This window comes from Streptomyces echinoruber, assembly GCF_014651135.1.
Lineage (GTDB): Bacteria > Actinomycetota > Actinomycetes > Streptomycetales > Streptomycetaceae > Streptomyces > Streptomyces echinoruber.
In genome coordinates this window covers 105577-127516 of the sequence record NZ_BMWH01000011.1, presented here as the reverse complement: position 1 = coordinate 127516, position 21940 = coordinate 105577, and the positions used below count along the sequence as shown (strand labels likewise).

Sequence of the window (21940 nt, the reverse complement as noted above, 5' to 3'; positions counted from 1 at the left end):
GAGGTTGATGCGAAATGGTTCCCCTTCTTCTGGTTCTCCTGCTGGCCGTGATCCTCTTCGGCGCGGGCTTCGCCCTGAAGGCGCTGTGGTGGATCGCGGCGATCGTCCTGGTGCTGTGGCTGCTGGGCTTCGTCGTCCGCCCGGCCGGCACGGGAGGCCGGCGCGGCCGCTGGTACCGCTGGTAGCGCTGATAGCGCCGGTAGTGGCTTGCGGACGGCCTGCGGATGGCCTGCGGCGGTCGTCGACGCCGTAGCGGCGGGGCCCCGGTCGCGGAGCGCGGCCGGGGCCCGCGCGTGTGCGTGGCCGGGTTCGTGTCCGTCCGCGACCGGGGCCGCGGCCGGGTTCGTGTCCGTCCGCGGCTGGGACCGCGGCCGGGTTCGTGTCCGTCCGCGGTCGGGGCCCGTGCGGGCCCGTGCCCGCGCCCCGTGCGTGCCCGCCTCCGCGCCCGGCGTCCGCGCCGCCGGCCCGGCCGCCTGCGTAGAGTGCCCGGCATGAGCATCATCGGGGTCGGGATCGACGTGGCCGAGATCGAGCGGTTCGCGCAGTCGCTGGAGCGGACTCCGGGACTGGTGCAACGGCTGTTCCTGCCCGGGGAGTTGCTGCTGCCGAGCGGGGAGCGGCGCGGAGTGGCGTCGCTGGCGGCGCGGTTCGCGGCCAAGGAGGCGGTCGCCAAGGCGCTGGGGGCGCCCGGCGGACTGCACTGGACCGACGCCGAGGTGTACGTCGAGGACGGCGGGCAGCCGCGGCTGCGGGTGACGGGGACGGTGGCGGCCCGGGCGGAGGAGCTCGGGGTGCGGTCGTGGCACGTGTCGCTGAGCCATGACGCCGGGGTGGCGTCGGCGGTGGTGATCGCGGAGGGATGAGACCCGGGGCGTGCGCGGGCGCCCGGGTGCGGCGGCGGGGCGCGCTGGGGGAGACTCGACGGCATGCGTACCGCGTACAGCGTAGAGACGGTGAGGGCGGCCGAACGCGAGCTGATGGCGCGGCTTCCGGAAGGCGCGCTGATGCAGCGCGCCGCCGCGGGGCTGGCCGCCGCGTGTGCGGACCTGCTCGGACGGGTGTACGGCAGCCGGGTGGTGCTGCTGGTCGGCAGCGGGGACAACGGAGGTGACGCCCTGTACGCCGGCGCGCGCCTCGCCCGGCGCGGCGCGGGCGTGACCGCGGTCCTGCTGCGGCCCGAGCGGGCGCACGCCGGGGGGCTCGCGGCGCTGCGCCGGGCCGGCGGGCGCGTCGCGCGGCCCGGGACCGCCGAGGAGCTGATCGACCGGGCCGACCTCGTCGTCGACGGGATCGTCGGCATCGGCGGCCGGGGCGGGCTGCGGCCGGACGCCGCGCCGCTCGCCGCGCGCGCCGCCGCCTCCCGGGCCCTCGTCGTCGCCGTCGACCTGCCCAGCGGCATCGAGGCCGACAGCGGCGAGGTGCACGGCGCCGCCGTCCGTGCCGACGTGACCGTCACCTTCGGCGCGCACAAGCCGGGCCTGCTCGTCGACCCGGGCCGGGAGTACGCCGGCACGGTCCGGTTCGTCGACATCGGGCTGGGCGAACTGCTGCCCGCCCGGCCCGAACTGGTGGCCCTTCAGCACGCCGACGTGGCCCGCCTGCTGCCGGCGCCCGCCGCCGAGAGCGACAAGTACCGGCGCGGGGTCGTCGGGGTCGCCGCCGGGTCCGCGCGCTATCCGGGGGCCGCCGTGCTCGCCGTCTCCGGCGCGCTGCGCGGCGGGGCCGGGGCGGTGCGGTACGTCGGGCCCGCCGGGCAGGCCGTCATCGCCCGCTTCCCCGAGACGCTCGTCTCCGACCGGGGCCCGCGCCAGGCCGGGCGGGTGCAGGCCTGGGTCGTCGGGCCGGGGGCCGGGGACGACGCGGCGACCGTGGCGGAGGTGCTGGAGGCCGACGTGCCGGTGCTGCTGGACGCGGACGGGCTGCGGCTGGCGGACCGGGAGGCGGTGCGGCGGCGCACCGCGCCGACGCTGATGACCCCGCACGCCGGGGAGGCCGCCGCGCTGCTGGGAGTGGACCGGGAGCGGGTCGAGGCGGCGCGGCTGGCCAGTGCGCGCGAACTGGCGGCGCGTTACCGGGCGACCGTCCTGCTCAAGGGCTCCACCACGCTCGTCGCCGACCCGTCCGGCGGCCCGGTGCGGGTCAACCCGACCGGCACGCCCTGGCTCGCCACCGCCGGCAGCGGGGACGTGCTGTCCGGGCTGGCGGGATCGCTGCTGGCGGCGGGCCTGCCGGCCCTCGACGCGGGCAGCGTGGCCGCGTACCTGCACGGCCTCGCGGGGCGGTTCGCCGCACAGGGGGCACCGGTGGGGGCGCACGACGTCGCCGAGGCCATCCCCCGGGCCTGGCGGAGCGTACGGGACTGACGCGGGACCGCGCAGGGCGCGGGGCTCAGGGGGCGCGGCGCCCGGCGCCCGGCGGGGCGGGCGCCGGCGGAGCCCGGGGTGCCGAAGAGGCGCGAAGGCCCACGAGGCGCGCAGATTGGGCGGTTTGCGTAGTTTGGATGATTTGCCGAGTCAGCCGCCCCTCGCCGGTATCACCGGTGTTGCCGGTATCGCCGATACAAGGCCACCGCCCCGATGGCTCCCCGGCCCGTCGCCGGGTATGTGGAATATCCGTCCGGCAACGGGAGCCGGAACAGGCCCGTCCCACCCCTCTGAGACACTGGGGGCGCGATGAACGAGAGTGCACCCCCGTGGAGCGCGCCGCTGCGCGCCCGCGCCGAGATCGATCTGGCCGCTCTGCGGGCCAACGTGCGCGCGCTGCGCGCGCGGGCGCCCCGGGCGGCGCTGATGGCCGTCGTCAAGGCGGACGGGTACGGCCACGGCGCCGTCCGGTGCGCCCGGGCGGCCCGCGCGGCGGGCGCCGCCTGGCTGGGCACGGCCACGCCCGAGGAGGCGCTGGCGCTGCGCGCGGCGGGCCTGGACGGGCGGATCATGTGCTGGCTGTGGGTGCCGGGCGGGCCGTGGCGGGAGGCGGTCGAGGCCGACCTCGACGTGTCGGTGAGCGCCTTGTGGGCGCTGGCGGAGGTCGGTGCGGCGGCGCGGAGCGCCGGCCGGGTCGCGCGGGTGCAGCTCAAGGCAGACACCGGGCTCGGGCGGGGCGGCTGCCAGCCCGGGGAGGACTGGGCCGAGTTGGTGGCGGCGGCCCGGCGTGCCGAGCGGGCGGGGCTGATCCGGGTCACCGGGCTGTGGTCGCACCTCGCGTGCGCCGACGAGCCGGGGCACCCGTCCATCGCCGCGCAACTCACCCGTTTCCGGGAGATGGTGGCGTACGCCGAGGCGCAGGGCCTTAAGCCCGAGGTGCGGCACATCGCGAACTCGCCGGCCGTCCTCACCCTGCCCGAGGCCCATTTCGACCTGGTCCGCCCCGGTATCGCCCTGTACGGCATCTCGCCCAGCCCCGAGCTGGGCGCCCCGGCCGACTTCGGGCTGCGCCCGGTGATGCGCCTGAGCGCGTCGCTGGCGCTGGTCAAGCGGGTGCCGGGCGGGCACGGCGTGAGCTACGGCCACCACTACGTCACCCCGGGCGACACCACCCTCGGTCTGGTGCCCCTCGGCTACGCGGACGGCATCCCGCGGCACGCCTCCGGAACCGGCCCGGTGCTGGTCGGCGGCAAGTGGCGCACGGTCGCCGGGCGGGTCGCGATGGACCAGTTCGTGGTCGACCTCGGCGGCGACGAGCCGCCGGCCGGCGCGGAGGCGGTGCTGTTCGGGCCCGGCGACCGGGGGGAGCCCACCGCCGAGGACTGGGCGCAGGCGGCCGGGACCATCGCGTACGAGATCGTCACTCGCATCGGAACGCGTGTTCCTCGCGTCTACGTGAACGAGGAATCAGCGGGGTAGCCACACAGGGGTCCCGGCGACACACAAGAGGAGCGGTACGTGAGCGAGAGCAGCGCGGAGGCCGTCGCGGAGGCCGTCGCCGCGGCGGCCGCGGCCTCCGCCTCGGGGGTGGCCGGCGGCTGGCGCCGGGCCACCGGCATCGCGGGTGCCGCGATAGGCGTGCTCGCCGCGGGCGCGGCCGCCGGCGTCGCCGTGGAGCGGTTCACCGTGGGCCGCGGCATACGGCGCAAGGCCCGGCTCGCGCTGGACTCGGCGGGGCCGTACGGCGCGCTGCGCGGCACGCCCGGCAAGGCGTGCGCCGACGACGGCACCGAGCTGTACTACGAGGTCGACGACGTGCGGCCGGACATGGTGCCCGCACCCCGCCGGCGCCGCCTGTTCGGGCGCAGGCACCCCGCCCCGGTCACCGTCGTCTTCAGCCACGGCTACTGCCTCAACCAGGACTCCTGGCACTTCCAGCGCGCCGCGCTGCGCGGCGTGGTGCGCACCGTGCACTGGGACCAGCGCAGCCACGGCCGCTCGGCGCGGGGCAGGGCGCAGGTCGAGGACGGGGTGCCGCTCACCATCGAACAGCTCGGGCGGGACCTGAAGGCGGTCATCGACGCCGCCGCGCCCGAGGGGCCGATCGTGCTGGTCGGTCACTCCATGGGCGGCATGACCGTGATGGCGCTGGCCGACCAGTACCCGGAGCTGATCAGCGAGCGGGTCGTCGGCGTCGCCCTGGTCGGGACGTCGTCCGGGCGGCTCGGCGAGGTCAACTTCGGGCTGCCGGTGGCCGGGGTCACCATGGTGCGGCGCGTGCTGCCGGGCGTGCTGAGGGCGCTGGGGCAGCGCGCGGAGCTGGTGGAGAAGGGGCGCCGGGCCACCGCCGACCTGTTCGCCGGGATCATCAAGCGGTACTCGTTCGCGTCCAGGGACGTCGATCCGGCCGTCGCCCGCTTCGCCGAGCGGATGATCGAGAGCACGCCGATCGACGTGGTCGCCGAGTTCTACCCGGCCTTCGACGACCACGACAAGACCGGGGCCCTCGCCCACTTCCGGGACATCCCGGTGCTGGTCCTGGCCGGGATCGACGACCTGGTCACGCCGAGCGAGCACAGCGAGGCCATCGCCGACCTGCTGCCGGAGGCGGAGCTGGTCCTCGTCCCGGACGCCGGGCACCTGGTGATGCTGGAGCACCCGGACGTGGTCACCGACCGGCTCGCCGACCTGCTCGTCCGCGTGGGCGCGGTCCCGGCAGGGGCTACGGTTGGTGGCCATGGAAGCAGCACCAGCAGTACCGCACGGCGCGGCTGAGACCGAGCTGACCGTCACCTCCCCCGAGCAGATGCGGAAACTGGGCCGCCGGCTCGCAGGGCTGCTGCGGGCGGGCGACCTCGTGATGCTCACCGGGGAGCTCGGCGCGGGCAAGACGACCCTGACCCGCGGGATCGGCGAGGGCCTCGGCGTGCGCGGCGCGGTCACCTCGCCGACGTTCGTGATCGCCCGCGTGCACCCGTCCCTCGGCGACGGCCCGCCGCTCGTCCACGTCGACGCCTACCGCCTCTCCGGCGGCCTGGAGGAGATGGAGGACCTCGACCTGGACGTGTCCCTGCCGGAGTCCGTGGTCGTCGTGGAGTGGGGCGAGGGCAAGGTCGAGGAGCTCACCGAGGACCGGCTGCACGTCGTCATCCACCGGGCGACGGGTGACACGGCCGGCGGCACCGCGGCCGGCGGCGACGGTGACGACGGCGGCGACGGCGACGACGTACGGCGGGTGACCGTCACCGGGGTCGGGGAGCGCTGGGCCGGGGCCGACCTGTCGGGTCTGTCCGGGGCGGCCGGGGCGGCCGGGGCGGCCGGGACGGCCGGGACGGCCGGCTGAGGCTGCCGCACGCGCGTCGGCGCGGGCCCGCACGGGCGTGCGGGCGGCGGCCGGGTTTCCGGCACGGTTTCCGACACGGCGTCGGCACGCTGTTGCGCCCGGTGCCTCCGCCGTGGTCACATGGTGCCCAGTCCGTAGTTAGGTTTACCTAACTACGTCCGCCCCCGGGGGGTGAGGAGGCGTCCATGTCGGCCACGGAACACACCACGGCACAGTCCCGCGTGGCACCCGGTGTGACCATGCACGCCCTTCTGGCGTCCTGTGCCGCGGCACGGCTGGTCTCCACGCCGCCGCGGGAGCCGGACCCGGGCACGCGGCAGCGGACCGCCGGGACCCTCGGGAGCGGCGGGAACGGCGGGAACGGCGGGAACGGCGAGAACACCGGAAACACCGGGAACACCGGGAGTGCCGGGACCGTGCGGAAGCACCGCGAGGCGGCCTGAGCCCGAGCGGGCGGAACCCGCCCACCTCGTCACCCCTGTCCACCCCGTTCGTCCCGCCTACCCCATTCGTCCCGCCCACCTCGTCCGTCCCCCGTCCCGCCACCGGAGCGCCCGCCGCTCCTGTCCGTCACCGGAGCGCCCGCCGCTCCTGTCCGTCACCGGAGCGCCCGCCGCTCCCGCCCGTCACCGGAGCGCCCGCCGCTCCCGCCCGTCACCGGACGACGACGACCTTCCGCCCGATGAGCGCGAAGTCCCACATCACCGAGCCGTCCTCGCGTGTCTCGCGGATGCCGCCCGCCGGGGTGGCCGGGTCGGCGGTGGGGGTGGCGCCGTCGACGGCGGCGCTGAAGCCGATCGTCACGCCGCCGACGCTGGTGAAGCGCACCACGTGCTCGACGGCGGTGCCGTCGGTGCCGGTGACCGCGCGGGAGCGGGAGGTGACGGAGTAGGAGCCCGGGGGCGGGTCGACGGTGCCCGGGGTGACCGGGAAGCTGCGGCGGACCGTGCCGTCGGCGTCGACGAGCCAGACCCGCGCGTCGTGCACCGAGTACACGACGCGCGCACCCGTCCCGGACCCGTCGGGCGGCACGGCGGAACGCGCCGGTTCGCGGACGGCCGCGGCGGACGGCGACGGGGACGCGGACGCGTGGGCGGCGGCCCTGCCGCCGGTGAGCTCGGTGGGCGCGTTCCCCCTGGCCTGCCAGGCGAGGAAGCCGACGGCTCCGAGGGCCGCCGCGGTGAGCCCGGCCACCCATCCCGAGCTGCTGCCTGCCACCCGTCGCTCACCCCTGCCTGTCGCGGTGCCGTCCCGGTGACGGTAGCAGCCGCCGGCCGTCCGCCCGGGGCGGCGGTGCGCGGGGCGTGGGAGCCGTAGGCTGTTTGCGTGCTCTTGCTCGCTCTGGATACCGCCACTCCCGCCGTCACGGTCGCTCTGCACGACGGCGGAGAAGTCGTCGCCTCGGCCAGTCAGGTGGACGCGCGCCGGCACGGTGAGCTGCTGCTGCCGGCCGTCGACCGGGTCCTCGCGGACGCGGGGCTGAAGCTCGACGCCGTCACGGACCTCGCCGTCGGCATCGGTCCCGGCCCCTACACCGGGCTGCGCGTCGGACTGATGACCGCGCAGACTCTCGGCCTGGCGCTCGGCGTCCCCGTGCACGGCGTGTGCACGCTCGACGCGCTCGCCTACGCCGCCGACCTGCCCGGACCGTTCGTCGTGGCGACGGACGCCCGCCGCAAGGAGGTCTACTGGGCCCGGTACGCCGACGCGCGCACCCGGCTCACCGACCCGGCCGTCGACCGCCCCGGCGACATCGCCGATCAGGTCGCCGGACTGCCGGCGGTCGGCGCGGGCGCGCTGCTGTACCCCGAGACCTTCCCCGACGTCCACGAACCCGAGCACGTCTCGGCCGCCGCCCTGGCCTGCCTCGCCGCCGAGCGGCTCGCCCGCGGCGAGGAGCTGCCCGCGCCCCGGCCGCTGTACCTGCGCCGCCCCGACGCCCAGGTGCCGAAGAACTACAAGGTGGTCACCCCCAAGTGACAGCAGCCGAGACCCCCCGTCTGCGCGAGATGCGCTGGTGGGACATCGAGCCGGTGATCGCGCTGGAGAAGGACCTGTTCCCCGAGGACGCCTGGTCGCGCGGCATGTTCTGGTCCGAGCTGGCGCACGCCCGCGGCCCGTCGGCCACCCGGTACTACACCGTCGCCGAGTGCGGCGGGAGGCTGGTCGGCTACGCCGGCCTGGCCGCCTCCGGGGACCAGGGCGACGTGCAGACCATCGCCGTCGCCCGCGACCACTGGGGCACCGGGCTCGGCTCGCGCCTGCTGACCGAGCTGCTGCGCGCGGCGACGGCCTTCGAGTGCGCCGAGGTGATGCTCGAGTGCCGCGTCGACAACGTCCGCGCGCAGAAGCTGTACGAGCGCTTCGGCTTCGAACCGATCGGCCTGCGGCGCGGCTACTACCAGCCCGGCAACGTCGACGCCCTGGTCATGCGCCGCACCGCGGCACCCGGCGGCGACCTCGCCGCGGCACCCGAGAGCGGCCTCACCGCGGCACCCGAGAGCGGCCCCGGCGCGGGGACCGCTTCCCTGACTTCCCCGAACGACGCACAAGGAACCGAGACCCATGGCTGAGAACCGGGACGCACCGCTCGTCCTCGGCATCGAGACCTCCTGCGACGAGACCGGCGTCGGCATCGTCCGGGGCACCACGCTGCTCGCCGACGCCGTCGCCTCCAGCGTCGACGAGCACGCCCGCTTCGGCGGCGTCGTCCCGGAGGTCGCCTCCCGCGCCCACCTGGAGGCGATGGTGCCGACCATCGAACGCGCGCTGAAGGAGGCGGGCGTCAGCGCGAAGGACCTCGACGGCATCGCGGTGACGGCCGGCCCGGGCCTGGCCGGCGCCCTCCTGGTCGGCGTCTCGGCGGCCAAGACGTACGCGTACGCCCTCGGCAAGCCCCTCTACGGCGTCAACCACCTCGCCTCCCACATCTGCGTCGACCAGCTCGAACACGGCCCGCTGCCCGAGCCGACCATGGCCCTGCTGGTCAGCGGCGGCCACTCCTCCCTGCTGCTGTCCAGCGACATCACCTCCGACGTGCGCCCCATGGGCGCCACCATCGACGACGCGGCCGGCGAGGCCTTCGACAAGATCGCCCGCGTGCTCGGCCTCGGCTTCCCCGGCGGTCCCGTCATCGACCGGTACGCGCGCGAGGGCGACCCGGACGCGATCGCCTTCCCGCGCGGCCTGACCGGCCCGCGCGACCCGGCGTACGACTTCTCCTTCTCCGGCCTGAAGACCGCCGTCGCCCGCTGGATCGAGGCCAAACGCGCGGCGGGCGAGGAGGTCCCGGTCCGGGACGTCGCCGCCTCCTTCCAGGAGGCCGTCGTGGACGTGCTGACGCGCAAGGCCGTGCGCGCGTGCAAGGACGAGGGCGTCGACCACCTGATGATCGGCGGCGGGGTCGCCGCCAACTCCCGGCTGCGCGCGCTGGCCGAGGAGCGGTGCGCGGCGGCCGGCATCCGGCTGCGGGTCCCGCGTCCCAAGCTGTGCACCGACAACGGCGCGATGGTCGCCGCGCTGGGGGCGGAGATGGTCGCGCGGGGCCGCCCGGCGTCCGACTGGGAGCTGTCGGCGGACTCCTCCCTCCCGGTGACCGAGCCGCACGTGCCGGGAGAGGGCGGATGACGGCCGCGCCGAGGGAGGGCGGATGACGGTCGCGCCGATGGAGGGCGGATGACGGTCGCGCTGATGTGGGAGGCGCGGGCCGCCGCCGGCCGGGGGGAGGAGCTGCTGGCCTGGGTCCGGGCGCAGCGGCTCACGCCCGAGCCGCTGCGCCGGGAGACCTTCCGCGCCCCGCAGGACCGGGTCCTCGTCATCACCTGGTGGGACGCCGCCTACGCCGCCGACCTTCCCGAACTGCCCGACCCGGACGAGGAGTTGGTCACCCGGGCGGTGCACCGGTGGCGGTTCGAGTCCGTGGAGTGACGAATGTTTCGCCTGTGGAGCCGAACCTTCCGGTGATCCGGCCCGTGTCAAGGGCTACGTCAGGCGGCGCCGCGGAGATACGATCGCCGCCATGACGTCCCCGGACTCCGCTGCCACCCAGACACGGCGGTCGACCCAGACCGCGACGCTGGCCGAGATCGCCCGCGAGGCCGGCGTGTCGGCTCCGACTGTTTCGAAAGTGCTCAACGGCCGCGCCGATGTCGCGCCGGCCACCCGCACCCGCGTCGAGGAACTGCTGCGGTCGCACGGCTACCGGCGACGGCGCGCGGAGGCCTCCCGGTCGCCGCTGATCGACCTGGTCTTCCACGAGCTGGAGAGCGCGTGGGCGATGGAGGTCATCCGGGGCGTGGAGAACGTGGCCCGGGAGGCCGGACTGAGTGTGGTGCTCAGCGAGAGCGCGGGACGGCTCACCCCGGGTCGGACCTGGGCCGACCAGGTCGCCGCCCGCCGCCCGCACGGCGTGGTGCTGGTGCTGTCCGGGCTGGACGAGTCGCAGCGGGCGCTGCTGACCAGCCGTTCCATCCCGTTCGTGGTGATGGACCCGGCGGGCGACCCGGGCACGGACGTGCCGTCGATCGGCGCCACCAACTGGCAGGGCGGGCTCGCCGCCACCCGGCACCTGGTCGATCTCGGCCACCGCCGGATCGGCTCCATCAGCGGGCCGTCGCGGATGATGTGCAGCCGCGCCCGCGTGGACGGCTACCGGGCGGCGCTGGAGACGGCGGGGCTGCCGGTGGATCCGTCGCTGATCGTGGCGGGGGACTTCCACCACGAGGCCGGCTACCGGCTCGGCCTGGAGCTGCTGCGCCGCGACGACCGGCCGACGGCCGTGTTCGCCGGGAACGACCTGCAGGCGCTGGGCCTGTACGAGGCGGCGCGCGAGCTGGGACTGCGCATTCCGGAGGACCTGAGCGTGGTCGGGTTCGACGACCTGCCGGTGGCCCGCTGGGTGGGGCCGCCGCTGACGACCGTACGGCAGCCGCTGACCGAGATGGCCGAGGCGGCGGCCCGGCTCGTGTTGGAGCTGGGGCGCCAGGAGTCCCGCACCGGTGTGGCCACGCGGGTGGAGCTGGCCACCAGCCTGGTGGTGCGCAGCAGCACGGCCGCGCCGCCCGTGTGACACCGGGCCGCCGCCCGTGTGACACCGGCCGAGGGTGGCCGGAAGTCGACGTATTGACCCGGCGCGGCGGCGCGCCCCCACTCCTCCGAAGTTCACCGGGGGCACGACCAAAAATTTCGGAGGCACCCGGCATGAGAACCTCCGGTTCCCCCGGCTCCCCGGGCTTTCCGGGAAGGCGCCCCGCGGCCGGGCCGGCCCCGGTACAACCCTGCGTGGCGACGGCGAGTCTCCCTCGGTGACATGTTCTCGTCGCCAGGGGGTTCTTCGGTGTTTTCCGTCTCTTCACGCGCCCGGTGGGCGGCCGCGCTCGCCGTGTCGCTCGCCGCGCTGGGTCAGGCCGTCCCCGACGCCGTCGCCGCCCCGGCCGCGGCGGGCGTCCGCGCGGACGCCCGCGACGACTTCAACGGCGACGGGTACGCCGACCTCGCCGTCGCCGCCCCCGGCGCCACCGTCGCCGGGGCGAGCAGGGCGGGGTACGTGGCGGTGATGTACGGCGGCCCGCACGGCCTGTCCACCACCCGGCGCACCGTCATCAGCCGCGCCACCACCGGCATTCCGGGCAGCCCGGTCGCGGGCCAGACGTTCGGCGCGCAGCTGTCGCGGGGCGACCTGGACGGCGACGGGTACGCGGACCTGGTCGTCGCCTCCGGCGGCAACGGCGCGCCCGTCGTCGTCTGGGGCGGTCCCAACGGCCTGTCCGGCGGCACCTCCGTGCCCGGTCGCAACACCCAGACCGGCGACTTCGACGGTGACGGCAGGATGGACCTCGCGCTGTTCACCCCGAGGGGGACGGGCGGCGACGACCCGGGCGGCACCACGGCGACCGTCTGGAGCGGCCCGGTCGACCGCACGGGCACCCCGGCCGCCGCGGCCCCGCTCACCGCCGAGCGGCTCGCCTACCTGGACGTCTATGACGGCGCCGCCGGCGACGTCAACGGCGACGGGTACGCCGACCTCGTGGTGACCGGGTACGGCGGCGACGGCAACTACGGCTCCCAGCTCTACCTCGGCTCCGCCCAGGGCCTGGCCCCGGCCGGCACGCCCGTGCCCGGCGGCGGCCTCGCCGTCGCGCTGGGCGACGTCAACGGGGACGGCTGCGACGACGTCGTGGCCGGCGTCGACATCGACGAACGGGTCGACGTCGCCTACGGCTCCCCCTCCGGCGTCACCCCGCGCACCGCCTGGACGACCCTCACCCAGGACACGCCCGGCGTGCCCGGCGCCACCGAGTCGAACGACCGCTTCGGTGCCGCCGTCGCCGTCGGCGACATCACCGGTGACGGCATCGACGACATCGCCGTCGGCGTGCCCGGCGAGTGGCTGGGCGACAACCCGAAGGACGCAGGCATGGTCGAGGTGCTGCGCGGCGGCCGCTCCGGTGTCACCGGCGCCGGTGCCCAGGGCTTCACCCAGAACACCGCCGGCGTCCCCGGCACCGCCGAGGCGGGCGACGTCTTCGGCGCCGAGGTGCGGCTCGCCGACGTCAACGGCAACGGGTACGCCGACCTCGCGGCCGCGGCGCCCGGCGAGGACGACCGGAACGGCGCCCTCTGGTCGCTGCGCGGCCGTCCGGCCGGGATCGTGACCGACGCGGCACTCGTCCTCGGCCCCCGGGGGATCGGGGCGCCGTACGCGAAGGCGGGCTTCGGAACCGTACTGAAGTAGGCGGTACTTGAAGAATCCGAAGGACTCGAAGAACTCGAAGGACTCGAAGGGCTCGAAGGACTCGAAGGGCTTGAAGAACTTGAAGACGTGAAGCAGGCGGTCCGGAGCAGGCGCAGTGGGCCCGGAGCCGGCGGTCCGAGCGGCCCGGGGCGGGCGGAGGTCACAGGGGCCGGCCGAGCAGCATGGCGGGCGCGCCGACCACGCGGGTCAGGAACACCGTCGCGGCCCGTGCGCCGTACGGCCGGGGCAGGACCTTGCGGCGCAGTTCCTCCGGTTCCACCGCCGAGCCCCGCTTCTTGACGGTCAGGACGCCGACCTCCCGCTCGCGCAGCAGGGCCTTGAGCTTCTTGACGTTGAAGGGAAGGTGGTCGGTGATCTCGTAGCCGGTGGCGTAGGGGGTGGGGCGGGCGGTGTCGGCGGTGACGTAGGCGATGGTCGCGTCGATCAGGCCGCCGTCGAGTTCCTCGGCGACCTCGGCGACGAGGTGGGCGCGCACGACGGCGCCGTCGGGTTCGTAGAGGTAGCGGCCGAGGGGACGCACCGGCGGGTCGGGCAGCCCCCGGCCCTCCAGCACCCGCGGACCCGGCAGCAGGGTGGCCCGTACGCCGCCGGGCCGGCCGGCGCCGAACCACAGGACGGCCTCCTTCACGTCCCCCCCGTCCGAGATCCACTCCGCCGCGGCGTCGCCGGGCACGGCCTCGTGCGGGATGCCGGGGGCGACCTTCAGGGCGGCGTGCGGGACCGTGCGGGCGGTCTCCACGGCCCAGGACAGGGGCGGTGAGTAGGCCTCCGGGTCGAAGACCCGGCCCCGCCCGCCGCGCCGCGCGGGATCGGCGAAGACGGCGTCGTACGGCGTCACGTCCACCTCCGTGACGTCCGCCTCGCGCACCTCGATCAGGTCGGACAGGCCCAGCGCGGCGGCGTTGGCGCGGGCGGCGGCCGCGGTGAGCGGGTCGCGGTCGACGGCCAGGACGCGCAGGCCGGCGCGGGCCAGGGCGATCGCGTCGCCGCCGATGCCGCAGCACAGGTCGGCGACCCGGGTCACGCCGAGCGCCTTCAGGGCCCGGGCGCGGTACGCCGCCACGCTCGCCCGGGTCGACTGCTCGACGCCGTTCGGGGTGAAGAACATCCGCCGCGCGTCCGCCGCGCCGAATTTCGCCTCCGCGCGCTGCCGCAGCCGCGCCTGGGCGAGGGCCGCGGAGACCAGCTCCGGCGGGTGGGTGCGGCGCAGCCGGGTGGCGACGGCGAGTTCCCGGGCGGGGGGCGTGCCGCGGACCTCGTCGAGGAGGGCGCGGCCCTCGGGGGTGAGCAGGGTGGCGAAGGCGCGGAGCGGGTCGTTCACCGGGTCATTGTCGGCCAGTCGGTGGATGGTGTGCGGCGGGCCGCGGTGTCGGGGCGGCAGGCGGGCCGCGGACTGCGAGGATCCGGCACCATGCGACTAGTAGTACAAAATGACAAAACTGGGCCGTGGTGGGGGGTGTGGTGGCGGGCCGCACGGCGGGCGGGCCGGCGGATGCCCCTCCGGGCCGGCCTCGCCGCCCTCCTCCTCACCGCCGTCGCCTCCGGCTGCGCCCCGTCCGACCCGGAACCCGGCGCGCACAGCGCCAAGAAGCCCCTGCAGGCGCCCCCGGCCCGCGCCCTCGACTCCTACGCCGCCAAGGTCCGCGCCCTCACCGCGGCCCGCACCGCGGCCGCCCGGCGCTGGGGGCTGCGACGGGTGCCGCTCGCCGCGCCGCCCCCGCCCCGGCACAAACCGCGGATCAGGCCCCGCCCCGGCTTCGAGGTGGACGGCCAGGACGAGCGGCACCTGCCCCCGGTCTTCACCACCGTCCCCACCAAGGACAAGGTCGTCTTCCTCACCATCGACGACGGCGCCGAGAAGGACCCCGCCTTCCTGCGCATGATGAGCGACCTGCGCATCCCCTACACCGCCTTCCTCAGCGACTACCTGATCCGCAACGACTACGGCTACTTCCGCCGCATGCAGGCCGCCGGCGTCACCCTCGACAACCACACCCTCCACCACCCCAACCTGCGCGAGCTGTCCTACGAGGAGCAGCGGGACGAGATCTGCGGCATGCAGCGGGTGCTGCGCCGGGAGTTCGGCAGGAGCGCCCGCCTCTTCCGCCCGCCCTACGGCACCTACAACGGCGACACCCTGCGCGCCGCCGCCTCCTGCGGCATCCGCTACGCGCCCCTCTGGAACGAGGAGGTCTTCGTCGACCACTGGGACTACCGCGAGGGGGACCGCGGCCTGCACCCCGGCGACATCGTCCTCACCCACTTCCGCGGCCGCTCCGAGTGGAACGGCACCATGCCCGACGTGATCCGCCGCTTCCTGGACAAGGTGACGGCGGAGGGCTACGCGGTGGCCCGGCTGGAGGACTATCTGTGAGAGCACTGCCCGTGAGGGGGAACGACCGGCGCGCCGGGACCCGGCGCGCCGTGCTCGTGCCCCTGCTCGTCGCACTGCTCACCGCACTGGTCGCCGCACTGGCCGCCGCCTGCGCCCCCTCCGTGGACCCCATCGAACGGCTGGGCAGGAGGGCGGCGGAAGGGGCGCGGGCCTCGCACGGGAGCGGCGCGGAACCGTCGTACCGGCGCTACGGGCCGGCCGCGCCCCTGCGAACGGCACCGCACCCGGCGGGGCGGGCGGGAAGGGAACGGGGACCGCTGCCGCCGGTGCTGGACCGCGTGCCGACCCGCGACCGGGTGGTCTTCCTGACCTACGACGACGGCGCCGAACGGGACCCGCGGTTCGTGGACCTGGTGCGCGACCTGCGGCTGCCGGTCGGCCTGTTCCTCACCGACAGCGTCGTCGGGCCCGGATACGGGTACTTCGCGCGCCTGCGGGCGGTCGGCGCGAGCGTGCAGAACCACACCCTGGACCACCCCGCGCTGCGCGGCCTGCCGTACGCCGGGCAGCGCGCCGAGATCTGCGGCCAGCGGGACAAGCTCCACGCCCGCTTCGGCGTCCGCCCCCGCCTCTTCCGCCCGCCCTACGGCACGTACGACACCACGACCCTGCGCGCCGCCGCCGACTGCGGCGTCTCCGCCCTCGTCCTCTGGCGCGCCTGCACCGACGGCACCGACCTGCGTTTCACCCACGGCCCCGCCCGCCTCCTCCCCGGCGACATCGTCTCCCTCACGCCCGACGAGACGGCCGGTGACGGGCTGCGGGAGCGCACCGCCCGGCTGCTGCGCCGCATCCAGCGGCAGGGGCTGACGGTCGGACGGCTGGAGGACTACCTCTGAACGCCGACGGCGCCGACGACGGCGCCGGGCGCACCCGGCGACGGGTGCCGTGCCGCGCGCCGGCGGGCGTCGCATCGTACGGCAGCACGGGCGTCGCACCGTACGTCGGCGCGGACGCCGCACCGTACGCCGGCGCGGACGCCGCACCGTACGGCGACACGGACGCCGCGCGGGCCGGGGGCCGCCGCCCCGATGCCGCCGTGCGGGTGCCACCGCCCGGATGCCGCCGCCCCGGCGCCGCCGTCCGGATGCCGCCGTGTCCTGGGCAAACCCCTCCGAGCGGACCCGGCGACACCGCGATCCCCGTAATTGGCACTCCGCTTGACCGAGTGCTAACGACGGTCATAGTCTCAGCTTTGGCACTCCCACCCGGAGAGTGCCAACAAAAGCGACGGGCAGGTCCGGCACCCGCGACGACGGATCGACCTGGTCGCCACCTCAGACAGTTGACCCCGTGAGATCTCCGAAGGGGGAGGTCGGATCGTGACGACCGCCAGCTCCAAGGTTGCCATCAAGCCGCTCGAGGACCGCATCGTGGTCCAGCCGCTGGACGCCGAGCAGACCACGGCCTCGGGCCTGGTCATTCCGGACACCGCCAAGGAGAAGCCCCAGGAGGGCGTCGTCCTGGCCGTGGGCCCGGGCCGCTTCGAGGACGGCAACCGCCTTCCGCTCGACGTCAAGGTCGGCGACGTCGTGCTCTACAGCAAGTACGGCGGTACCGAGGTGAAGTACAACAACGAGGAGTACCTCGTCCTCTCGGCCCGCGACGTGCTCGCGATCATCGAGAAGTAGTTCACCCGCTTATCCCGCTCCGACACTGCGCCTCTGGCCCCGCGATCGATGAGAAGCCGGGCGCCCGGGGCGCAGTTTCGTCAAGCCTCCCTGATTTCCGAGAGGGCTCACGCTCCCATGGCGAAGATCCTGAAGTTCGACGAGGACGCCCGTCGCGCCCTCGAGCGCGGCGTCAACAAGCTCGCCGACACCGTCAAGGTGACCATCGGCCCCAAGGGCCGCAACGTCGTCATCGACAAGAAGTTCGGCGCCCCCACCATCACCAACGACGGCGTCACCATCGCCCGCGAGGTCGAGATCGAGGACCCCTACGAGAACCTCGGCGCCCAGCTGGTGAAGGAGGTCGCCACCAAGACCAACGACATCGCCGGTGACGGCACCACCACCGCCACCGTGCTCGCCCAGGCGATGGTCCGCGAGGGGCTGCGCAACGTCGCCGCCGGCGCCTCCCCGGCCGCCCTGAAGAAGGGCATCGACGCCGCCGTCAAGGCCATGTCGGACGAGCTGCACTCCATCGCCCGCCCGATCGACGAGAAGTCCGACATCGCCGCCGTCGCCGCGCTGTCCGCCCAGGACAAGCAGGTCGGCGAGCTCATCGCCGAGGCGATGGACAAGGTCGGCAAGGACGGTGTCATCACCGTCGAGGAGTCCAACACCTTCGGCCTGGAGCTGGACTTCACCGAGGGCATGGCCTTCGACAAGGGCTACCTGTCGCCGTACTTCGTGACGGACCAGGAGCGCATGGAGGCCGTCCTGGAGGACCCGTACATCCTCATCCACCAGGGCAAGATCTCCGCCATCGCCGACCTGCTGCCGCTGCTGGAGAAGGTCATCCAGGCCAACTCCTCCAAGCCGCTGCTGATCATCGCCGAGGACGTCGAGGGCGAGGCCCTGTCCACCCTCGTCGTCAACAAGATCCGCGGCACCTTCCAGGCCGTCGCCGTCAAGGCCCCCGGCTTCGGCGACCGCCGCAAGGCGATGCTGCAGGACATGGCGATCCTCACCGGCGCCACCGTCGTCTCCGAGGAGGTCGGCCTCAAGCTCGACCAGGTCGGCCTGGACGTCCTCGGCACCGCCCGCCGCGTCACCGTCACCAAGGACGACACCACCATCGTCGACGGCGCCGGCAAGAAGGAGGACGTGGAGGCCCGCGTCGCCCAGATCCGCGCCGAGATCGAGACCACCGACTCCGACTGGGACCGCGAGAAGCTCCAGGAGCGCCTCGCCAAGCTGGCCGGCGGCGTGTGCGTGATCAAGGTCGGCGCCGCCACCGAGGTGGAGCTGAAGGAGAAGAAGCACCGCCTGGAGGACGCCATCTCCGCGACCCGCGCCGCGGTCGAGGAGGGCATCGTCTCCGGTGGCGGCTCCGCCCTGGTGCACGCCTCCAAGGTCCTGGAGGGCAACCTCGGCAAGACCGGCGACGAGGCCACCGGCGTCACCGTCGTGCGCAACGCCGTCGTCGAGCCGCTGCGCTGGATCGCCGAGAACGCCGGCCTGGAGGGCTACGTCATCGTCTCCAAGGTCAAGGAGCTGGAGAAGGGCCACGGCTACAACGCCGCCACCGGCGAGTACGGCGACCTGGTCAAGGCCGGCGTCATCGACCCGGTGAAGGTCACCCGCTCCGCCCTGGAGAACGCCGCGTCCATCGCCTCCCTGCTGCTGACGACCGAGACCCTGGTCGTCGAGAAGAAGGAAGAGGAGGCCCCGGCCGCCGCGGGCCACGGCCACGGCCACGCCCACTGAGCGCCTCCGCCCGCCTGACGCGGAGGGCCTGACGCAGAGCGCCTGACACGGAAGGCGAAGAGGGCCCCGTTCTCCCGGTTGCCGGGGGAACGGGGCCTTCCGCATGCCTTCCGCATGTCTTTTGTCTTTCGCCTGCCTTCCGTATGCCGAGGTCCGCCGCCGGAGACCACCGGCGGGATGGCACCTGTCACGGTCCTCCCCGTCCTTGCCAGGTCACACCGGAGCGCCGGGTGGGGCGGCGGAGACCGGGAGAGACACCGCAGACGTGGATTGGGTCCGCGCGGTGCCCGGTGAACGGCTCTCGGGGAGCCGGTCCCGGATGCTGTTCTCAGTAGCCGGCGCGCAGTGCGGCGGTCGCCTTCACCAGTCCGTCCCGTTCCAGCCGGTCCAGGACGTCGGCGGGCACGCCGGGCGGATTCTGCCAACTGTCGGCGATCTGCTGGACGCAGGCGAAGATCCGGCCCCTGTCGAGGTCGAGCTGAGCGAGGACGAAGTCGTCCGGGTGGACGGCTTCAACGTCCCAGGGGGCGGTGGCCTCCGAGGGGAAGTCCTTGGTGTTGCGCGTCACGATGAGTTGTGCGCGCGCCTTGACCGCCGCAGCGAGGACATGCCGGTCGTCGGGGTCGGGCAGTTCGAACACCGACTCGAGCGGTTCATGGCCGACGACCAGGCAGTCGCGCACCGCCCGCTTCATGAGTTCACGCGTGCGGTCCAGCTTTTCCTGGCGCAGGTCGGGGCGGTTCCTGGCGAGGTTTTCGAACACCTCGTTCAGGATCCGCTCCGACCACTTGGCCTGGACGAGCCCGGCCGCGGCTATGCGGATCAGCAGGTCGCGCAGCGTGCTGGGGTACAGGACGCACGCGTCGTACACGACCGTGAACGCCATCGGTCAGATCAGCCCCATGTCCTGGTTCAGTGCGGTGAGCTCGTCGGCTGCGGCACGCCGACGGCGGTCGTCCTCACGCTGGTATGCCAGCAGGGAGGCCGCCTTGATCCGGCGGTGTGTGCCGACCTTGCGGTACTCGATCTCTCCTGCCTCCAGCAGGCCGATGAGGAACGGGCGTGACACGTTCAGCATGTCGGCGGCCTGCTGGGTGGTCAGCTCGGCATGGTCGGGAACGATCGACACCGCGTGGCCTGCGGCCATGTGACCGAGGATCGTGGCGAGCATCTCGGCCGCCTCGCGTGGCAGTCGCACGGAGACGGTGACTTCGGTGTCCTTTGGGTGGCGGACCAGTGCCTCCCGCAACGGCTCGAGCGCGCGGTTGGCGGACTCGGAGCTGTGCCTGTGCGGCGCCGGGGACCGGGAAACCTTCGCTGTCATCGTTCTCATCTCCCCATGTTGACCTCCATTATTCGAAATAATCGAAGCAGGCGCAACATATGAAAGCCGCCGCACGTCGATGCCGCCACAGGAACCGCCGCGGGCTTCGGGCAAGCGCTCGCCGCGAGTGGTACTCACTTCCACTCGAGCCGCCTGCTTCCTCGCCCGGCCGCGGCTTCGCGTCACGGCCGTGGGCGCACCCCCGGGTGCCCGACGGGAGGCGGGGCCTCGGACCGGACGCGGAAAGGTGTCGGGGGCCGGCCGACAGCCACCACGGCCCACACCGTCTTCCCGGGAGCGCCGGGCCGCCCGGCCACGCCCCACTCCTCGGCCAGCGCCGCCACCAGGGTCAGCCCGCGCCCGCCGTCCGCGAGCAGCCGGCCCTCGGGCGCGGGCACCGGCAGCCGCTCCCCGCGCACGTCACTCACCTCCACCCGGATCCGCTCCTCGCCGTCCCGCCCGAGCCGCAGCTCCGCGTCCCGGCCCGGCACCCGCCCGTGGGTCGCGGCGTTCGCGGCCAGTTCGGCCACGACCAGCTCCACGGCGTCGTGGGCCGGGGTGCCGTACGGCCACCCCCAGGCGTCCATCTAATGCGCGGCCAGCCGCCGGGCCAGGCGGGCACCGCGCGGGGTGGCGGTGAAGCGGAGGGTGAGGGAGGTGGAGGAGGCGGGGGAGGTGAAGGCGGTGGTCATGCCCCGAAGTTCCCACCCGGACAGGGCTCTGACCAGGCGAATCGCGCCTACGGTGGGCTTCTGTAGAGGTCCGGCCGCCGGCTGTCGGGCTTGTCGCGGTCTTACAGGTCTTCGTCGTCGACGGGTTCGGGTGCGCGGGTGTAGGCCAGGTCGAGGACGTAGCGTTCGGTGACGGGGCAGTTGTTCCAGGCCTGGGTGAGGTGCTCTTCGAAGGTGTCGTCGGTGGGGTGGTCGAGGGTGATGGCGTAGTAGTCGGCCGCTGCTTAGCGGTTCTGCCACCAGGCGTGGCCTTCGTAGACGCCGGGGCGGGGCAGGGTGATCTCGTCGGCAGGGCCGCGGTCGAGTTGGCCGACGACCAGGATGCCCGTCTCGGATTCGAGGCTGACGCGGGTGTGGCCCTCGGCCTCGGCGGGCGGGGGCGGTGGTGTGTCCCAGATGCGGATCGTCACCTGGACTTTCATGTCCGGCTGCAGGCTGAGGAGGTACAGGTGGTAGCCGTTGCCGGCCACCACCTGGGTCTCTGCGGCGTCCAGGGCTGCTTCGTCACCGAGGTGGGCGTCCGCGTCGTAGACCTCCAGCACGCGACGGCCGGGGGTGGCGGTGACGTGGTGTTCGGCGAGAAGCGCCGTCGTCGGTCGGTCCTTCCTGCTGACGAGCTCGTGCACGGTAGGTAGGGAGACGTCAAGGATGGCGGTGGGGCTCGCTGTTCACGTCTGCCGTGCCGACGTCAGGTCCGGAGTCTGTTGATGGGACAGCAGGCCGGCGACAGCCTGAATGATGCGGCCCTGGCAGCCGGGGCGTGGCTGAGACTGACACCGACTTGGCACTGGTCACCGTCCAACGGAACGGCGAGCCCGGCGAACTGGCGCCGCGTCACGAAGAAGCGAGGACGCGCCTCAAATGTTGATCAACCGCGATTGACGTTACTGGCGAGTACGCATAGATTCCTTTCCGGTCACTGCGCCACTGACCACGGTGCATCGAGTGCTCACGGCACTTTGCGACCACAATCGAAAACGAGGGGAAAAAGCGAAGACCAAGGTTGTTTCAGCGGCGCTGCTCGGCGTGCTGACTCTGGGGGTGACTCCGGCGCATGCCGAAACTCAGGGGGACGGTGCCGGCGGAGGAACGTCCGTTTCCGTGGTGACGCCGGAGATCGACACCTGGCAGGACATCGCAGCCGGCAAGTGCTACTACGGCGACAAGGAGTCCTGCGCACTTCTCATCGGCGGTCTCAAGATGAGCAAGAAAGCCCAAGAAAGCCAAGGATTGCCTCATCAAGGGCGCTGTCGCCGGGGCCGGCGCCCTGATCGTCGGACGGTTCAACAAGGATCTGGCCGAGAAGATAGCCAGGAACACGGTGGCCGCTGGAGCAACCGCCTGCATCTCGGCCCTCGCCGGTTAGAGAACGAGAGGCATCGATGATGCTGAAAACTGCCATTTTCGCCGCCTGGGCGGTGATGCTCATCCTCGTCAACAAGTTCGTACTCGCCAATGACTGGGCGGAATACGCGTTCACGTTCGTGTCCGCCGTCATCATGGAATTCCTGATGTCGAAGGCAGGCAGGACGAAGCAGCACCAGCAGTGAAGCCCGGGCCGACAGGTGTTCTGTCGGCCCGGACTGTTTCCTGATCGGCTGTGCCGAGCCGTGCGAGGAGCCCGCCGGCCTGCTGAAGAAGGCGGGGGGTAAACAG

Annotated in this window: 25 protein-coding genes; 19 read left to right on the top strand and 6 right to left on the bottom strand. The window is 73.9% G+C overall.

The features are described from left to right. Positions 1 to 14: 14 nt before the first annotated feature. From IE225_RS15325 to IE225_RS15295, 7 genes are all read left to right on the top strand, one after another. A complete protein-coding gene (locus tag IE225_RS15325) occupies positions 15 to 185 on the top strand; it encodes a hydrophobic protein (protein WP_190058050.1) in 171 nt (56 codons plus the stop codon). Positions 186 to 491: 306 nt separating this feature from the next. Continuing rightward, complete coding sequence (locus IE225_RS15320; protein ID WP_190058049.1) at positions 492 to 863, top strand: holo-ACP synthase; 372 nt, start codon at positions 492 to 494, stop codon at positions 861 to 863. Between the two features lie 63 nt (positions 864 to 926). Next, positions 927 to 2363, top strand: coding sequence for an NAD(P)H-hydrate dehydratase (locus IE225_RS15315; protein ID WP_190058048.1), 1437 nt, complete (start codon positions 927 to 929; stop codon positions 2361 to 2363). A 309-nt stretch (positions 2364 to 2672) separates the two neighbouring features. Further along, positions 2673 to 3842: an alanine racemase gene (alr, locus tag IE225_RS15310; RefSeq protein WP_190058047.1), complete on the top strand. Its 1170-nt coding sequence runs from the start codon at positions 2673 to 2675 to the stop codon at positions 3840 to 3842. Between the two features lie 39 nt (positions 3843 to 3881). Next, positions 3882 to 5138 (top strand): alpha/beta fold hydrolase, encoded by a 1257-nt coding sequence (locus IE225_RS15305; protein ID WP_190058046.1) that lies wholly within the window; start codon positions 3882 to 3884, stop codon positions 5136 to 5138. Next, complete coding sequence (gene tsaE / locus IE225_RS15300; protein ID WP_190058045.1) at positions 5101 to 5706, top strand: tRNA (adenosine(37)-N6)-threonylcarbamoyltransferase complex ATPase subunit type 1 TsaE; 606 nt, start codon at positions 5101 to 5103, stop codon at positions 5704 to 5706. The genes IE225_RS15305 and tsaE overlap by 38 nt, the downstream gene beginning before the upstream one ends. A 185-nt stretch (positions 5707 to 5891) precedes the next feature. Then, positions 5892 to 6149: a hypothetical protein gene (locus IE225_RS15295; RefSeq protein WP_190058120.1), complete on the top strand. Its 258-nt coding sequence runs from the start codon at positions 5892 to 5894 to the stop codon at positions 6147 to 6149. Between the two features lie 211 nt (positions 6150 to 6360). Here IE225_RS15295 and IE225_RS15290 read toward each other — a convergent pair whose 3' ends face one another. Further along, a complete protein-coding gene (locus IE225_RS15290; protein ID WP_190058044.1) occupies positions 6361 to 6924 on the bottom strand; it encodes a hypothetical protein in 564 nt (187 codons plus the stop codon). Between the two features lie 108 nt (positions 6925 to 7032). Here IE225_RS15290 and tsaB point away from each other — a divergent pair, with 108 nt between their 5' ends. The 6 genes from tsaB (at position 7033) to IE225_RS15260 (ending at position 12439) form a co-directional block, all read left to right on the top strand. After that, complete coding sequence (tsaB, locus tag IE225_RS15285) at positions 7033 to 7686, top strand: tRNA (adenosine(37)-N6)-threonylcarbamoyltransferase complex dimerization subunit type 1 TsaB (protein ID WP_190058043.1); 654 nt, start codon at positions 7033 to 7035, stop codon at positions 7684 to 7686. A gap of 29 nt (positions 7687 to 7715) precedes the next feature. After that, positions 7716 to 8279, top strand: coding sequence for a ribosomal protein S18-alanine N-acetyltransferase (rimI, locus tag IE225_RS15280; RefSeq protein ID WP_190058117.1), 564 nt, complete (start codon positions 7716 to 7718; stop codon positions 8277 to 8279). Beyond that, positions 8272 to 9333 carry a tRNA (adenosine(37)-N6)-threonylcarbamoyltransferase complex transferase subunit TsaD gene (gene tsaD, locus IE225_RS15275; protein WP_190058042.1) on the top strand — a complete coding sequence of 354 codons (1062 nt, stop codon included), beginning with the start codon at positions 8272 to 8274 and terminating at the stop codon, positions 9331 to 9333. Before rimI ends, tsaD begins: the two co-directional genes overlap by 8 nt. Positions 9334 to 9381: 48 nt before the next feature. Continuing rightward, the gene (locus IE225_RS15270; protein ID WP_190058041.1) at positions 9382 to 9633 is read left to right on the top strand and encodes a hypothetical protein; all 252 of its coding nucleotides are present in this window, start codon (positions 9382 to 9384) and stop codon (positions 9631 to 9633) included. Positions 9634 to 9724: 91 nt separating this feature from the next. Beyond that, positions 9725 to 10774 carry a LacI family DNA-binding transcriptional regulator gene (locus tag IE225_RS15265; RefSeq protein ID WP_190058040.1) on the top strand — a complete coding sequence of 350 codons (1050 nt, stop codon included), beginning with the start codon at positions 9725 to 9727 and terminating at the stop codon, positions 10772 to 10774. A gap of 267 nt (positions 10775 to 11041) precedes the next feature. Then, positions 11042 to 12439 (top strand): FG-GAP and VCBS repeat-containing protein, encoded by a 1398-nt coding sequence (locus tag IE225_RS15260; RefSeq protein WP_229879584.1) that lies wholly within the window; start codon positions 11042 to 11044, stop codon positions 12437 to 12439. 160 nt (positions 12440 to 12599) lie between these two features. On the opposite strand, the gene IE225_RS15255 is transcribed toward IE225_RS15260, so the two are convergent. Then, positions 12600 to 13781 (bottom strand): class I SAM-dependent methyltransferase, encoded by a 1182-nt coding sequence (locus IE225_RS15255; protein ID WP_373303195.1) that lies wholly within the window; start codon positions 13779 to 13781, stop codon positions 12600 to 12602. 90 nt (positions 13782 to 13871) lie between these two features. Here IE225_RS15255 and IE225_RS15250 point away from each other — a divergent pair, with 90 nt between their 5' ends. The 4 genes from IE225_RS15250 to groL all read left to right on the top strand — a co-directional run bounded on the left by IE225_RS15250 (position 13872) and on the right by groL (position 18229). Next, positions 13872 to 14834 (top strand): polysaccharide deacetylase family protein, encoded by a 963-nt coding sequence (locus IE225_RS15250; protein ID WP_190058038.1) that lies wholly within the window; start codon positions 13872 to 13874, stop codon positions 14832 to 14834. A 62-nt stretch (positions 14835 to 14896) separates the two neighbouring features. Then, entirely contained in the window at positions 14897 to 15694 is a 798-nt protein-coding gene (locus tag IE225_RS15245; protein ID WP_190058115.1) for a polysaccharide deacetylase family protein, read from the top strand. A gap of 483 nt (positions 15695 to 16177) precedes the next feature. Beyond that, a complete protein-coding gene (gene groES, locus IE225_RS15240) occupies positions 16178 to 16486 on the top strand; it encodes a co-chaperone GroES (RefSeq protein WP_009190181.1) in 309 nt (102 codons plus the stop codon). A gap of 117 nt (positions 16487 to 16603) precedes the next feature. Beyond that, the gene (groL, locus tag IE225_RS15235; protein WP_190058037.1) at positions 16604 to 18229 is read left to right on the top strand and encodes a chaperonin GroEL; all 1626 of its coding nucleotides are present in this window, start codon (positions 16604 to 16606) and stop codon (positions 18227 to 18229) included. 328 nt (positions 18230 to 18557) lie between these two features. On the opposite strand, the gene IE225_RS15230 is transcribed toward groL, so the two are convergent. The 4 genes from IE225_RS15230 to IE225_RS15215 all read right to left on the bottom strand — a co-directional run bounded on the left by IE225_RS15230 (position 18558) and on the right by IE225_RS15215 (position 20910). Then, positions 18558 to 19115, bottom strand: coding sequence for a PIN domain-containing protein (locus tag IE225_RS15230; RefSeq protein WP_190058036.1), 558 nt, complete (start codon positions 19113 to 19115; stop codon positions 18558 to 18560). 3 nt (positions 19116 to 19118) lie between these two features. After that, on the bottom strand, positions 19119 to 19553 hold the full coding sequence (locus tag IE225_RS15225) for a helix-turn-helix domain-containing protein (protein WP_190058035.1): 435 nt from the start codon (positions 19551 to 19553) through the stop codon (positions 19119 to 19121). A 182-nt stretch (positions 19554 to 19735) separates the two neighbouring features. Next, positions 19736 to 20140 (bottom strand): ATP-binding protein, encoded by a 405-nt coding sequence (locus IE225_RS15220; protein ID WP_229879582.1) that lies wholly within the window; start codon positions 20138 to 20140, stop codon positions 19736 to 19738. 368 nt (positions 20141 to 20508) lie between these two features. Beyond that, the gene (locus tag IE225_RS15215; protein ID WP_229879581.1) at positions 20509 to 20910 is read right to left on the bottom strand and encodes a hypothetical protein; all 402 of its coding nucleotides are present in this window, start codon (positions 20908 to 20910) and stop codon (positions 20509 to 20511) included. A gap of 319 nt (positions 20911 to 21229) precedes the next feature. Here IE225_RS15215 and IE225_RS15210 point away from each other — a divergent pair, with 319 nt between their 5' ends. Both IE225_RS15210 and IE225_RS15205 read left to right on the top strand, forming a co-directional pair. Continuing rightward, positions 21230 to 21670, top strand: a complete 441-nt coding sequence (locus IE225_RS15210; protein ID WP_190058034.1) for a hypothetical protein — start codon at positions 21230 to 21232, stop codon at positions 21668 to 21670. Further along, positions 21667 to 21834, top strand: a complete 168-nt coding sequence (locus IE225_RS15205) for a hypothetical protein (RefSeq protein WP_190058033.1) — start codon at positions 21667 to 21669, stop codon at positions 21832 to 21834. The genes IE225_RS15210 and IE225_RS15205 overlap by 4 nt, the downstream gene beginning before the upstream one ends. Positions 21835 to 21940: the final 106 nt, after the last annotated feature.

Bases quoted from the DNA above. Each gene is read 5' to 3' on its own strand.
- tsaE (WP_190058045.1), top strand. From the start codon at position 5,101: ATGGAAGCAGCACCAGCAGTACCGCACGGCGCGGCTGAGACCGAGCTG.
- IE225_RS15220 (WP_229879582.1), bottom strand. From the start codon at position 20,140: ATGGACGCCTGGGGGTGGCCGTACGGCACCCCGGCCCACGACGCCGTG.
- alr (WP_190058047.1), top strand. From the start codon at position 2,673: ATGAACGAGAGTGCACCCCCGTGGAGCGCGCCGCTGCGCGCCCGCGCC.
- IE225_RS15250 (WP_190058038.1), top strand. From the start codon at position 13,872: ATGCGACTAGTAGTACAAAATGACAAAACTGGGCCGTGGTGGGGGGTG.
- rimI (WP_190058117.1), top strand. From the start codon at position 7,716: ATGCGCTGGTGGGACATCGAGCCGGTGATCGCGCTGGAGAAGGACCTG.
- IE225_RS15325 (WP_190058050.1), top strand. From the start codon at position 15: ATGGTTCCCCTTCTTCTGGTTCTCCTGCTGGCCGTGATCCTCTTCGGC.
- IE225_RS15265 (WP_190058040.1), top strand. From the start codon at position 9,725: ATGACGTCCCCGGACTCCGCTGCCACCCAGACACGGCGGTCGACCCAG.
- IE225_RS15320 (WP_190058049.1), top strand. From the start codon at position 492: ATGAGCATCATCGGGGTCGGGATCGACGTGGCCGAGATCGAGCGGTTC.
- tsaD (WP_190058042.1), top strand. From the start codon at position 8,272: ATGGCTGAGAACCGGGACGCACCGCTCGTCCTCGGCATCGAGACCTCC.
- IE225_RS15270 (WP_190058041.1), top strand. From the start codon at position 9,382: ATGACGGTCGCGCTGATGTGGGAGGCGCGGGCCGCCGCCGGCCGGGGG.
- IE225_RS15230 (WP_190058036.1), bottom strand. From the start codon at position 19,115: ATGGCGTTCACGGTCGTGTACGACGCGTGCGTCCTGTACCCCAGCACG.
- groL (WP_190058037.1), top strand. From the start codon at position 16,604: ATGGCGAAGATCCTGAAGTTCGACGAGGACGCCCGTCGCGCCCTCGAG.
- IE225_RS15295 (WP_190058120.1), top strand. From the start codon at position 5,892: ATGTCGGCCACGGAACACACCACGGCACAGTCCCGCGTGGCACCCGGT.
- IE225_RS15205 (WP_190058033.1), top strand. From the start codon at position 21,667: ATGATGCTGAAAACTGCCATTTTCGCCGCCTGGGCGGTGATGCTCATC.
- IE225_RS15315 (WP_190058048.1), top strand. From the start codon at position 927: ATGCGTACCGCGTACAGCGTAGAGACGGTGAGGGCGGCCGAACGCGAG.
- IE225_RS15225 (WP_190058035.1), bottom strand. From the start codon at position 19,553: ATGACAGCGAAGGTTTCCCGGTCCCCGGCGCCGCACAGGCACAGCTCC.